This is a genomic window from Polynucleobacter parvulilacunae (genome assembly GCF_018881715.1).
GTDB classification, from domain to species: domain Bacteria; phylum Pseudomonadota; class Gammaproteobacteria; order Burkholderiales; family Burkholderiaceae; genus Polynucleobacter; species Polynucleobacter parvulilacunae.
Map to the genome: position 1 here is coordinate 249,846 of NZ_JACVPW010000013.1, position 12,623 is coordinate 262,468.

Sequence of the window (12,623 nt, forward strand, 5' to 3'; positions counted from 1 at the left end):
CAGTCACTCATCTACCCACAAGAGGTTTCAATATGATCCACAATCATTCTCAGTCTGAAAATCTAGAACCAAAAGGCTTAGGTTTGGTTCCAATGGTGATTGAAACCTCTGGTAGGGGTGAGCGTGCTTACGATATCTACTCCAGGTTGCTGCGTGAGCGCGTAGTCTTCCTAGTTGGTGAAGTGAATGACCAAACTGCTAATTTAGTCATTGCACAGCTGCTCTTCCTGGAAAGTGAAAACCCAGATAAAGAAATTTCTCTGTATATCAACTCCCCTGGTGGTTCAGTTTCAGCTGGCTTAGCTATTTACGACACAATGCAATTTATCAAGCCACATGTAAGTACCTTATGCATGGGTATGGCTGCAAGTATGGGTGCATTTTTGTTGTGTGCCGGTGAGAAAGGGAAGCGTTATGCTTTGCCAAATTCACGCGTCATGATTCACCAGCCATTGGGCGGTGCGCGTGGCCAAGCTTCCGATATCGAGATTCAAGCGCGCGAGATTTTGTACTTGCGTGAGCGCCTCAACAAAATCTTGTCTGATCGCACAGGTCAAACGATTGAAACAATTGCTAAAGATACTGACCGCGACAACTTTATGTCCGCAGAGCAGGCGCAAGAGTATGGCTTGATCGACAAAGTCATCGACAAGCGTCCTTAATACACTATTAGATTACTTCCTTGAGTGATTCCAACACCACTAATTCAGCAGACAAAGTTCTGCATTGCTCTTTCTGCGGTAAAAGTCAGAATGAGGTTAAGAAACTCATTGCGGGCCCATCTGTTTTTATTTGCGATGAGTGCATTGATCTTTGCACCGACATAATTCAAGAAGAAATTGCCAAGCTTCCCAAGGAAGAGGGCGATGATTCACTGCCAACACCCCATCAAATACGTGAGAACTTAGATCAGTATGTCATTGGTCAAGATCATGCCAAGAAGACTCTAGCGGTTGCTGTTTATAACCACTACAAGCGCTTACAGTATTTACCTAAGCCTAAAAAAGAGAAGCTAGATAAAGATGGCAAGCCGGTTGAGGGTTCTGAGAAGAAAGAATCTAAGGTGCCGGCTAAGGCCATGGTTGATGGCGTCGAGCTAGCTAAGAGCAACATACTACTGATTGGACCAACAGGTTCAGGCAAAACATTATTGGCGCAAACATTAGCGCGTATGTTGGATGTGCCATTTGTTATGGCCGATGCAACTACACTAACTGAAGCAGGTTATGTTGGTGAAGACGTTGAAAACATCATCCAAAAACTATTACAGGCTTGTGACTACAACGTAGAAAAAGCACAACGCGGAATTGTTTATATTGACGAGATCGATAAGATCTCACGCAAGTCAGATAATCCATCGATTACTCGTGACGTTTCTGGTGAAGGTGTTCAACAGGCCTTGTTAAAGCTGGTTGAGGGTACGATGGCTTCGGTACCGCCTCAAGGTGGTCGTAAGCATCCTAATCAAGATTTCTTGCAAGTTGATACAACCAATATTTTGTTTATTTGTGGTGGCGCATTTGATGGTCTTGAGAAAGTCATTCAGCAACGTACCGCTAAAACAGGTATTGGTTTCAATGCCACTGTTCCTGGCAAGGATGATCGTGGCGTAAGCGATCTCCTGATTGAAGTAGAACCTGAGGATTTAATTAAGTTTGGTTTGATTCCAGAGTTAATCGGCCGATTACCTGTAGTTGCCACTTTGGCCCAATTGGATGAAGAGGCCTTAATTCAGATTCTGACTGAGCCTAAAAATGCGTTGGTAAAGCAATATCAAGCGCTCTTGACTATGGAAGGCTCCGAGCTGGAAGTACGTCGTGAAGCGCTCTCTGCTATCGCTAAAAAGGCCATTGCTCGCAAAACTGGTGCTCGCGGCCTTAGATCTATTCTTGAGGGCTCATTGATGGATGTGATGTATGACCTGCCATCCCTGAAGAATGTCCAAAAAGTCGTTATCGATGAAAGCAGTATCGCTGATGGCGGAAAACCACTTTTGGTCTACAAGCAGGATGCCGAACAGGCTGATTTGAGCAAAAAAGCCTAAATTCTTAGGGTTTTCGCTATTTTTGGGGCATTTTTGCCCCTTTTTTGTCTTTTTACCCCTTGTTTTTCTCTAAAGCCTACCCATATAGGTAGTATGCTACTCAAGAATAATGTCTGTATTTAGTGGCTAATAATTTGATTGCACTATTAAAGACTTTTGAGGATTGATTACTTTGGAGGATTTGCCCCATGCCTGGCCACTTATTACTACCCTCTGAACCGATTCAACTACCTTTACTCCCATTAAGAGACGTAGTTGTGTTTCCTCATATGGTGATTCCACTATTCGTGGGTCGCCCCAAATCGATAAAAGCCCTCGAGGCTGCCATGGAAACTGGCAAAAATGTCCTATTGGTTGCTCAAAAGACAGCTGCTAAGGATGAACCTGTTATTGAAGATTTGTATGAGGTGGGCTGTATTGCCAATATATTGCAGATGCTCAAGTTGCCAGATGGCACTGTAAAGGTGCTTGTTGAGGGTGTTCAGCGCGCTGAAGTGAGTCAAATTGAAGATAGCCTTGGTTACTTTAATTGTGAAGCAACCCCAACCGCTATTAACGCAATTGATGCTCATGAAACTGAGGCATTGCGTCGCGCAATCATGGCGCAGTTTGATCAATACGTAAAACTCAATAAAAAAGTGCCGCAAGAGATTCTCTCTTCATTGGGCGGCATTGATGATCCAAGTCGATTGGCTGACACCATCTGCGCGCACTTGCCTGTAAAGCTTGAGCAAAAACAACGCTTACTGGAAATGACGGATGTTGTGCAGCGTTTAGAAAGCTTGCTTGCTGATCTTGAAAGTGAGATTGATATTCTGCAAGTAGAGAAGCGCATTCGTGGACGCGTGAAACGTCAGATGGAAAAGAGTCAACGCGAGTACTACTTGAATGAGCAAGTCAAAGCAATTCAGAAAGAATTGGGTGAGGGTGAGGAGGGTGCCGATCTTGAGGAGCTCGAGAAGCGTATCAAGGCTGCACGCATGCCTAAGGAAGCATTGAAGAAGGCAGAATCAGAGCTCAAGAAGCTCAAGTTGATGTCGCCGATGTCGGCTGAAGCCACTGTCATCCGCAACTTTATTGATACGCTTGTGAATCTTCCTTGGAAGAAAAAGACCAAGATCAATAATGACCTCACTAATGCTGAAAAAGTATTAGATGAAGATCACTATGGCCTTGATAAGGTCAAAGAGCGTATTTTGGAGTACCTCGCTGTACAGCAACGTGTTGATCGCGTGAAAGCGCCAATCCTTTGTTTGGTTGGCCCTCCCGGTGTTGGTAAGACATCGCTAGGTCAATCTATTGCGCGCGCTACGAATAGAAAATTTGTGCGTATGGCTTTAGGTGGCGTTCGTGATGAATCTGAGATTCGTGGTCACCGTCGTACTTATATTGGCTCTATGCCTGGCAAAATTTTAACTAGCCTGACTAAGGTTGGTGTGCGCAATCCATTATTCCTATTGGATGAAGTGGATAAGATGGGTATGGATTTCCGCGGCGATCCTGCAAGTGCATTGCTTGAGGTTTTAGATCCAGAACAAAACCATACCTTCCAAGACCATTATGTAGAGGTTGATTTTGATCTCTCCGATGTAATGTTTGTTGCTACCTCAAATTCTTTGAATATCCCAGGCCCGTTATTGGATCGACTTGAGATCATTCGTTTGGCTGGCTATACAGAGGATGAAAAAACTAGTATTGCTGTGAATTATTTGATTCCAAAGCAAGTCAAAAACAACGGCTTGAAAAAAGACGAACTCAAGATTGAAGATAGCGCTGTACGCAACATGATTCGTTACTACACCCGCGAGGCAGGTGTCCGTTCTTTAGAGCGCGAAATCAGCAAGATCTGCCGCAAAGTGGTGAAGCTGTTGCTCTTAAAGAAAGAGGCTGCGCCTGTAGTTGTTAATGCAGACAACTTAGAGAAATTCCTCTCGGTGCGTATGTATGACTTTGGTTTGGCTGGTAAAGAAAATCAAGTGGGTCAAGTTACTGGCCTCGCGTGGACTGAAGTGGGCGGTGATTTGCTCACTATTGAAGCTGCTGTCATGCCTGGAAAAGGCGTCATCACTCGTACCGGCTCCATCGGAGATGTGATGAAAGAATCTGTTGAAGCGGCCCGTACCGTAGTTCGTTCAAGAGCAAGGCGTCTTGGTATTACGGATGAGGCTTTTGAGAAGAAGGATATTCATATTCACTTCCCCGATGGCGCAACCCCAAAGGATGGTCCATCCGCAGGAATTGCGATCACAACTGCTTTGGTTTCTGTGTTTACGGGCATTCCAATTCGCTCAGACGTTGCGATGACTGGTGAAATCACTTTACGTGGCGAGGTATTGCCGATTGGTGGTTTAAAGGAAAAGCTCCTGGCGGCACATCGTGGTGGTATTAAGCTGGCTTTAATTCCGGAAGAAAACGTGAAGGATCTTATTGATATCCCAGATAACGTCAAAAATGCGATTGAGATTATTCCGGTACGCTGGATTGATAAGGTTCTTGAATTGGCACTAGAGCGTATGCCTGAAGCCTTGCCGGACCCTACGCCGGAAGAGCTTGCTAAAAAGGCTGCTGAAGCTAGTAAGGTAAGTGAAAAGGGTGCCTCAGCAGACGTTCTTAAGCACTGAAAATAGGGTGATTTTTCGCTAAATTCTCCTCTGTCAATGAGGTCGGTTTAGCGGAAAATCCACCCAAATTCCACGCTTAGGTTACAATCTTAGCTGTAATAATTTGGGGCGCTTAGCTCAGTTGGTAGAGCGTCTGCCTTACACGCAGAATGTCGGGAGTTCGAGCCTCTCAGCGCCCACCAAACTATTGCATATGATTCTTTCTAAGCCTACTCAGGCATTTCAATACCCCCAAGCTACACCCCTAGTACACTCGTGGTATTGATCCTTTTTACTAGCGAACTTTTACATGTTTGATACTGTCCGTAAACACCAACGCATTTTGCAGTTTGTTTTAATGCTTTTAATTGTTCCGTCTTTTGCATTCTTCGGAATCTCAAGCTATTCCAGTTTCTTGGATAAAGAGACAGATCTTGTCAAAATCAATGGCAAACCTATTACAGCGCAAGAAGTCGACTCTGCCGCTAAGCGTCAAGCAGAGCGTGTCGGTGGTAATGCGCAGATAGCGCAAAGTCTCCAATTTAGACAAGCAATACTGAATGAGTTATTGCAGCAACGCATCCTCGGTTTTGCTGTTAGTGACTTACGTTTGCAAGTTGGCAAAGAAGCGCTAGTGAAGAGCCTGCAAAATATTCCGCAAATTCGTGCTTTATATAAGCAAGACGGAAGTTTTGATGACACACGTTTTAAACAACTTTTGGCTAGCAATGGCTTAAACGAAGAACAGTTTTACGCAAGCCAAGCTTTTGATCTCAAAATCAGTCAGCTTGTTAACTCAGTAGCCCGTACAGAAATCGGCAGCCCAAAATTATCTGAAATCGTTTCAACCCTTTATGAGACTGAGCGCCAAGTTCAGGCTTTATCGTTTGATGCGAAAGATTACTTGTCTAAGGTCAATCCATCCCAAGAAGACCTCCAGGCTTTCTATAACGCCAACGCTAAGCTCTTTGAGAGTCCAGAGTACGTTGATGTTGAGTACATTGTTCTCAAGGCTGATCCAAAAGAAGATTCAAAGGTGTTTAGTGAAAAAGCCGACCAATTTGCAAATATGACTTATGACCAGTCGGATAGTCTTAAGCCGGCTGCTGATAAATTAAAACTTAGCGTGCAGACTCAAAAAGGTGTTACTCGCTCTGGTGCAACCGGCGTTACAAAAGATCACCCATTAGCCAATCCGAAGGTGGTTCAATCTTTGTTTGGTGATGAAGCCGTTAAGAACAAGCGCAATATTGAAGCCGTACAAACATCTCCGGGTGTTTTTGTTTCTGCTCGAGTGGTGACTTTTCACCCAGCGCAAATTCTGCCTTATAAAGATGTTGCCTCAGAGGTTAAACGTCAGGTAAGTCAACGTATGGCTGAAAAGCTAGCTGTGTCTGCCGCTGCTGATCGTTTTGCTGCTTTGGAAAAAGATCCCAAAATCGCAGTAGGATTTGCTAGCCCAATTTGGGTGTCTCGTAACAAGCCAGGAAACTTAGTGGGTGGGGCGCTTGATGATGTGATGTCGGTTAATCCAGATAAATTCCCTGCGGTTGTTTCAGTTCAAAACCCAGGAGTCGGCATGATTTTGTATCGCGTTGATCAGGTACGTCAGCCTAGCGGTGTTGATGCCAAGGTGCATAAAGCACAAGCTCAGCAAATCCAAGCCTTAGCGGCCCAGTCTGAATTTGCGGGCTTTATGGCTTACTGGCGTGATGTCGCTGGAGTTAAAGTCATCAACCCCCTTAAGCCACCATCATCTGGCTCCGGTAGTTAACTAGAGTTATTTGTTCTTAAGTAGTGTTTGATATGGGGCCATTGCGCCCCATACGTTTCTAAAGAGAATGCTTTGTGCCTTCTCATTTGGATGCATACGATCTGCTTGAAATAAGTTGATATCAGCAGCTACACCCTTTAGAAAGAATGGAAGTAGTTCAACTTGCTCTTGACGAGCAAGTTTTGGATATAGCTCTTGAAATTGCCTGGTGTATTCCTGCCCATAATTGGGTGGAATTTGCATGCCAAATAATAGAACCTTTGCCCCTGAGACTTTGCTCAACTGAATCATCTTGCGCAAATTTTTATCTGACTCTTGAATTGATAGTCCACGTAGAGCATCGTTTGCACCGAGTTCCAAAAGAACAATTCCGGGCTTTTTTTGCTCTAAGAGCTTTGGTAATCTAGCCAAGCCACCGGAACTTGTTTCCCCGCTAATGCTGGCATTAAAGACAGTCCAAGGGCTTGATTCTTTTTGGAGTTGGCCCTCAAGCATCCTTACCCAGCCGGTACCACGTGCCAATCCATATTCTGCAGAGAGGCTATCACCCATAACCAAAATAACAGGATTGGCCTGGGCTCGTGTGCCAAATGGAATAAGCAGGCAAAATAGCGTCAATGCCATTGATATGGTTATCGATTTTTTACCTAAGCCGTTCAACCAGTGCAATTGAATCATCTATGAGTATTCCGGAAAAAGTCCTCAGTGCGATACATCTAGGTAAACAAGTTTTATCTAGCGATGGATCATTAACTATTTTGCACGACATTAGCTTTGATGTCTGTGAGGGTGAGAGCGTTGCTATTACCGGAGCATCTGGATCTGGAAAAAGCACTTTACTTGGACTTTTGGCCGGACTCGATGCACCTACCAGTGGGCACGTTGAATTGGCCTCCCAAAATCTGAATCTATTGGATGAGGATGGTCGAGCCAAATTGCGGGGTCAAAAAGTGGGTTTTGTATTTCAATCTTTTCAGCTGCTTGCCCATCTCACTGCGCTAGAAAATGTCATGCTTCCAGCGGAACTCAATGGCCTAACAATGGCCAAAGATAATGCCCTGGCTTGCCTTGAGCAAGTAGGCCTGAGTGAACGAGCCAATCATTTCCCCAAAACCTTGTCTGGCGGGGAGCAACAAAGAGTGGCTTTGGCCAGGGCCTTCATCATGAAGCCGGCCGTACTATTTGCGGATGAACCCACTGGCAGCCTTGACGAAGCAAGCGGAAACCGGGTTATTGAGCTCCTTTTTGAGCTAAATCGGGCCAATCATTCGACCCTGGTTTTGGTAACCCATGACCAAGCCTTGGCAGATCGATGTCAGCGGCAATTACACCTTCAGGGCGGGAGATTGCTGTAGGCAAAACCTTATAATCTAGGGATGTCTTTTTTCCACTTTTTGCCCGGCGCTGATGCGCTTTCCCCCTTCCGCCAACAGCGTCTTTTAGCTACTTTGGCTGCCCAAGGGGTTGATCTTGAGTCTATTGAGGCTCAATACCTTCATTTGATTTGGTCCGAAAAAGAGCTTAGCTCTCAAAATCAAGAAATTTTGGCCAGTCTTTTAACTTATGGCCAAGCTTTCAGCTCCAAAATAAATCCAGGTAAATCTTGGTTTGGAAAAGACAAAACAGAAGGTCAGGGCGCTATTGTTATTCCTCGGTTGGGAACGGTTTCGCCATGGGCAAGTAAAGCAACTGATATTGCCCGTCAATGTGGCCTAGATATTTTACGACTTGAGCGCGGTGTTCAATTTGCTTGGAAGAGTAAAAGGGCGCTTACTACAGAACAAAGGCAATTGGTTATCGCAGCAGTACATGATCGAATGACTGAGGCAGTGATTGAATCAATCGATGCTGCAAATGCTTTATATCAAACATTAGATGATAGGCCGTTGGCGCGTATCCCGGTGATGACGCAAGGCAGAGCAGCGCTGGACAAGGCTAATCAAGAATTGGGCCTAGCTTTATCCGATGATGAAGTGGCTTATCTCGCAGAAAACTTTACACGCTTACAGCGCAATCCATCAGACGTAGAGCTGATTATGTTTGCCCAGGCTAATAGTGAACATTGCCGCCACAAGATTTTTAATTCAAGCTGGACTATTGATGGTGACGATCAAGAGCGTTCTTTGTTCGCCATGATTCGCAACACCCACCAATTGCAGCCAGCAGGTACGATTGTTGCTTACTCTGATAATTCTGCGGTAATGGTTGGATGGGAGGCGGAAACTTGGGCGCCTCAGGGTAATAATCATCGCTACGAAAAAGATACCCGTCTAGTTCATACTTTAATGAAGGTAGAAACGCATAACCATCCAACTGCGATTGCTCCATTTCCTGGCGCATCTACAGGCGCTGGCGGCGAGATACGCGATGAAGGTGCAACTGGCGTTGGCGGTCGCCCTAAAGCGGGTCTCACGGGCTTCTCTGTTTCCAATCTCAATATTCCAGGAACCGATCTTCCTTGGGAGGCTGAGAAATACGGCAAGCCTGAACGCATAGCTACACCTTTGCAGATTATGATTGATGGCCCGCTGGGCGGCGCCGCTTTCAATAATGAATTTGGTCGCCCGATCTTGGGCGGATATTTCCGAGTTTTTGAGCAAACCTTAGATGGTACGCGCCGTGGTTATCACAAGCCGATCATGATTGCCGGTGGTATTGGTAGTATCGATTCGATACACACCGAGAAAAAGGCAATCCAAGCAGGCCACCTATTGATTCAACTTGGCGGCCCTGGCATGCGTATTGGTATGGGTGGCGCTACTGGTAGCTCTGTTGCTACTGGAACAAATACCGCCGACCTTGATTTTGATTCTGTTCAGCGTGGTAATCCAGAAATGGAACGACGCGCGCAAGAAGTGATTAATGCTTGCCGCGCACTAGGCGAAAACAATCCAATTGTTTCTATTCATGATGTCGGAGCAGGTGGTTTATCCAATGCATTTCCTGAGCTAGCGGATGGCGCAGGCCTAGGCGCTGCCTTTAAACTTCGCAGCGTGCCACTTGAAGAGAGTGGAATGAGTCCTGCAGAGATTTGGTGCAATGAATCTCAAGAACGCTATGTGTTGGCAATCGACAAAAAAGATTTGGATCTTTTTAAGTCCTTCTGTGAGCGTGAACGTTGTCCCTATGCTGTCGTGGGTGAAGCAACTGCAGAGCGTCAACTGCAATTGAGTGACTCCAAGCAAGCCACAAATACTGACGCAGCCCTGCCAATTGACATGCCTATGGAAGTATTGCTAGGTAAGCCTCCGAAGATGCATCGCAATGTCACCAGAGTGGCTCAAGAATTTAAAGAGCTTGATGTGACTGATGCTGATCTTGCGCAATCCATTGCTTGGGTATTGCAACAACCAACTGTGGCAAGCAAATCATTCCTGATTACGATTGGCGATAGAACTGTTGGAGGGCTCAATGCCCGCGATCAGTTTGTTGGCCCATGGCAGGTGCCTGTAGCAGACTGTGCCGTTACGATGATGGATTACAAGGGTTATCGCGGTGAAGCGATGTCTATGGGTGAAAGAACCCCCTTGGCTGTAATCGATGCGCCTGCGGCTGCACGTATGGCGGTAGGTGAGGCCATTACCAATCTATTGGCTGCAGATATTTTGAGTTTGGAGGCTGTAAAGCTTTCTGCAAACTGGATGGCGGCCTGTGGCGCCCCAGGTGAAGATGCGAAGTTGTATGACTCTGTAAAAGCGATCGGCATGGAGTTATGTCCAGCACTTGGAATATCAATTCCGGTTGGAAAAGATTCATTGTCGATGTCTACTGCATGGCAAGATGGTTCTGAGGCCAAGAAAGTAGTCGCGCCAGTTTCTTTAATTATTTCTGCTTTTGCAGTCGTACAAGATGCTCGAAAAACACTGACGCCTTTGCTTCGGTTGAAAGATAAAAATGGATCACCACAAGAGACTGAGTTGATTTTGATTGACTTAGGTCGTGGCAAGAACCGCATGGCTGGCAGTATCTTGGCTCAAGTGCTCGACCAATCAGGCAAAGAAGCGCCGGACGTCGATCATCCCGAAGATCTCAAGGCTCTCGCCGCTGCAATTATTCAGTTGCGTAAAGAAAATAAACTGTTGGCATATCATGACCGTTCTGATGGCGGCTTGTTAGCCTGTATAGCAGAAATGGCTTTTGCCTCTCATTGTGGCATCTCTCTGAATGTAGACATGATTGCTATGGATGCCGGCCAGGAGCCAGATTACGGCGATGCCAAGAATTGGGCACAACAGATCTCCGGTCGACGCCATGAGCAAACTATGCGTGCACTCTTCAATGAAGAGCTTGGTGCCGTTGTCCAAGTTCGCAAAGAAGAACGCGATGCAGTATTTGCTGTATTAAGAAAACTGGGTCTAAGTGCTTACAGCCATGTGATTGGCAAACCAAACACTAATGGCCGCATTGAAATATGGCGTGATGCCAAAAATATCTTCGCTGAGCCACGTGAAGTACTACAGAAGATGTGGGCCAATACAAGTTATCAAATTGCTCGTCTGCGCGACAATCCAGCTTGTGCTGATAGCGAATTCGGACTATTGGATAACGTATCTGATCCAGGTATGAGCCCTAAGCTCACCTTTGATGCCTCTGAAGATATTGCAGCTCCGTATATTTCAAAAAATGTACGGCCAAAAGTCGCCATTCTTCGTGAGCAGGGCGTTAACTCCCATGTGGAAATGGCTTATTCCGTGAATTGGGCAGGCTTTGATAGTTATGACGTGCATATGTCTGATTTACTCAGTGGCAAAGCCAAGTTAGAAGACTTTAGAGGTTTAATTGCTTGCGGCGGGTTTAGTTATGGTGACGTATTGGGTGCTGGAGAAGGCTGGGCCAAAACCATTTTGTTTAATCAACAATTGCGTGACCAGTTCTCTACATTCTTTAATCGTCAAGACAGTTTTGCATTGGGCGTCTGCAATGGTTGCCAAATGATGAGCAACCTCTCTGGGATTATTCCGGGCGCAGAGGCTTGGCCTAAATTTACGCGCAATCAATCAGAGCAATATGAAGCTCGCTTAGTAATGGCTGAAGTGATGGCTTCGCCATCAATATTCACCCAAGGTATGGAAGGCAGTCAGATTCCGATTGCAATAGCGCACGGTGAAGGATTTGCCAACTTTAGCCAACAAGGTAATTTAGAGCAGATTCAAAAGCAGGGCTTGGCAGCGTTCCGCTTTGTGGATCACCAAGGTAATCCTACCGAAACTTACCCGCTGAATCCTAATGGTTCTCCTGGTGGTTTAACTGGTGTTACCACACCGGATGGTCGCTTCATGGTGATGATGCCGCATCCAGAGCGCGTATTTAGAGCGGCGCAGATGAGTTGGTGCCCTCCTGAATGGCTTGATACCCCTGATGGTGCCAGCCCATGGTTGCGTCTGTTCCGTAACGCTCGCCGTTGGGCCAATTAAGTTGTCTGAGTCACTGATGATGGAGCCTGTTACTTTTTCCGAAAGCGGAGGGGTTCGCTATCTACATTTCGGAACTGAATTAATTCAGGGCGCTATGCGCATCCGCGATCCCGATGAGATTTACCTCGAGTACAACCAACAAATGATGGCATGGTTGCTTTTTCTTGAGACAAAACCGGGAATGAAAGTCGCGCAACTGGGCTTAGGAACTGGGGCACTAACTAAGTTTCAGCATCGTTATTGCCCAGCTGTTAAAACTACAGTCGTTGAGTTAAATCCTGCGGTGATTGTGTCTGCTAGATCGATGTTTTTTACGCCTGACGACGATCGCAAGCTTGAAACCTTGCAAACAGATGCAAAGCTATTTGTTCACAATAATAAGTATCGCGAACAATTTGATGCGGTCCAGGTTGATTTGTATGATGCGATTTGTGATGGCCCTGCAGCGAGCTCTTTAGATTTCTATAAGGGTTGTCACAGCATTCTCAAAGGCCCAGGTGTAATGACTGTTAACCTCTTTTCAAGACACAAGAGCTTTGACTTGAATCTGAAGAATATTTGTGAAGCATTTGATAATAGGGTGCTCTTATTTCCTGAGTCCCATGATTGCAATGTTGTGGCCATTGCTTTTAAGGGTCCTAAGCTTGAGGTCGAATGGAAAGATGTATCTAAGCGTGCAAAGCTCATACTAGAGAAGACTGGTTTACCAACCAATAAATGGGTTTCCGGCATCAGTCGTGAGAACGCTCGGCAAGAGAATAAGCTTTCAATCTAAGTTAATTTCAAGTTTA

8 protein-coding genes and 1 tRNA gene are annotated in these 12,623 nt (G+C 45.7%); 8 read left to right on the forward strand and 1 reads right to left on the reverse strand.

The window, feature by feature from the left end:
• Window positions 1-32: 32 nt before the first annotated feature.
• The 5 genes from clpP (at window position 33) to ICN18_RS09695 (ending at window position 6,418) form a co-directional block, all read left to right on the forward strand.
• On the forward strand, window positions 33-662 hold the full coding sequence (clpP, locus tag ICN18_RS09675) for an ATP-dependent Clp endopeptidase proteolytic subunit ClpP (protein WP_216190291.1): 630 nt from the start codon (window positions 33-35) through the stop codon (window positions 660-662).
• Window positions 663-682: 20 nt separating this feature from the next.
• The gene (gene clpX, locus ICN18_RS09680) at window positions 683-2,044 is read left to right on the forward strand and encodes an ATP-dependent Clp protease ATP-binding subunit ClpX (RefSeq protein ID WP_216190292.1); all 1,362 of its coding nucleotides are present in this window, start codon (window positions 683-685) and stop codon (window positions 2,042-2,044) included.
• 188 nt (window positions 2,045-2,232) lie between these two features.
• On the forward strand, window positions 2,233-4,665 hold the full coding sequence (gene lon / locus ICN18_RS09685; RefSeq protein WP_216190293.1) for an endopeptidase La: 2,433 nt from the start codon (window positions 2,233-2,235) through the stop codon (window positions 4,663-4,665).
• 106 nt (window positions 4,666-4,771) lie between these two features.
• Window positions 4,772-4,847 (forward strand) — tRNA-Val (locus tag ICN18_RS09690).
• A 107-nt stretch (window positions 4,848-4,954) separates the two neighbouring features.
• Window positions 4,955-6,418 carry a peptidylprolyl isomerase gene (locus ICN18_RS09695; protein ID WP_216190294.1) on the forward strand — a complete coding sequence of 488 codons (1,464 nt, stop codon included), beginning with the start codon at window positions 4,955-4,957 and terminating at the stop codon, window positions 6,416-6,418.
• A 6-nt stretch (window positions 6,419-6,424) separates the two neighbouring features.
• On the opposite strand, the gene ICN18_RS09700 is transcribed toward ICN18_RS09695, so the two are convergent.
• Window positions 6,425-7,096, reverse strand: a complete 672-nt coding sequence (locus tag ICN18_RS09700; RefSeq protein WP_255532192.1) for an arylesterase — start codon at window positions 7,094-7,096, stop codon at window positions 6,425-6,427.
• Window positions 7,097-7,098: 2 nt separating this feature from the next.
• Here ICN18_RS09700 and ICN18_RS09705 point away from each other — a divergent pair, with 2 nt between their 5' ends.
• Genes ICN18_RS09705 through ICN18_RS09715 form a run of 3 tightly spaced genes read left to right on the forward strand, consistent with a single transcriptional unit; the run spans window position 7,099 to window position 12,607 of the window.
• A complete protein-coding gene (locus tag ICN18_RS09705) occupies window positions 7,099-7,773 on the forward strand; it encodes an ABC transporter ATP-binding protein (protein WP_216190295.1) in 675 nt (224 codons plus the stop codon).
• Between the two features lie 21 nt (window positions 7,774-7,794).
• Window positions 7,795-11,832: a phosphoribosylformylglycinamidine synthase gene (gene purL / locus ICN18_RS09710; RefSeq protein WP_216190296.1), complete on the forward strand. Its 4,038-nt coding sequence runs from the start codon at window positions 7,795-7,797 to the stop codon at window positions 11,830-11,832.
• The gene (locus ICN18_RS09715) at window positions 11,777-12,607 is read left to right on the forward strand and encodes a spermine/spermidine synthase domain-containing protein (RefSeq protein ID WP_255532193.1); all 831 of its coding nucleotides are present in this window, start codon (window positions 11,777-11,779) and stop codon (window positions 12,605-12,607) included. The genes purL and ICN18_RS09715 overlap by 56 nt, the downstream gene beginning before the upstream one ends.
• The last annotated feature ends 16 nt before the right edge of the window (window positions 12,608-12,623 follow it).

Coding starts and splice junctions, on each gene's coding strand:
- clpP (WP_216190291.1), top strand. CDS start 33: ATGATCCACAATCATTCTCAGTCTGAAAATCTAGAACCAAAAGGCTTA.
- lon (WP_216190293.1), top strand. CDS start 2,233: ATGCCTGGCCACTTATTACTACCCTCTGAACCGATTCAACTACCTTTA.
- ICN18_RS09695 (WP_216190294.1), top strand. CDS start 4,955: ATGTTTGATACTGTCCGTAAACACCAACGCATTTTGCAGTTTGTTTTA.
- ICN18_RS09700 (WP_255532192.1), bottom strand. CDS start 7,096: ATGATTCAATTGCACTGGTTGAACGGCTTAGGTAAAAAATCGATAACC.
- ICN18_RS09705 (WP_216190295.1), top strand. CDS start 7,099: ATGAGTATTCCGGAAAAAGTCCTCAGTGCGATACATCTAGGTAAACAA.
- purL (WP_216190296.1), top strand. CDS start 7,795: ATGTCTTTTTTCCACTTTTTGCCCGGCGCTGATGCGCTTTCCCCCTTC.
- ICN18_RS09715 (WP_255532193.1), top strand. CDS start 11,777: ATGGTGCCAGCCCATGGTTGCGTCTGTTCCGTAACGCTCGCCGTTGGG.